General features: G+C 62.7%; 1 pseudogene. It reads left to right on the top strand.

Going from position 1 to position 346, the window contains the following annotated elements:
* Positions 1–19: 19 nt before the first annotated feature.
* Positions 20–346 (top strand): annotated as a pseudogene (locus tag SJI03_RS28880) (Lateral flagellin); the annotation flags it as partial.

Raw genomic sequence — 346 nt, 5'->3', positions numbered from 1 at the left:
ATTCGGCGAAGTCACCAACATGCTGGTGCGCATGAAAGATCTGGCTACGCAAGCTGCCGATGCTTCGTCGAACACGGCCGACAAGGACGCCATGCAAGCCGAATACGACGCACTGGGCCTGGAATTGTCCAACGTGATGAAAAACACCACGTTCGGCGGCCAAGCTCTGCTGACCGGCGGCACCATCGCCAGCGCCATGACGTTCCAGATCGGCGCCGCGAAATCGGAAACGATGAGCATCAACCTGTCCACCTCGATGGGTAGCGTCACCGCCGCACTGGGTTCGGCCAGCGCCAACTTCGGCGCCGCCGGCCTGGGCACCGAACTGACCGCCAGCGCCAACGCC

Origin of the sequence: Janthinobacterium sp. GMG1 (assembly GCF_034427795.1) — a bacterium.
Lineage (GTDB): Bacteria > Pseudomonadota > Gammaproteobacteria > Burkholderiales > Burkholderiaceae_D > Janthinobacterium.
The sequence above is the reverse complement of the archived record's forward strand: the minus strand, read 5'-3'. Positions and strand labels throughout refer to the sequence as shown.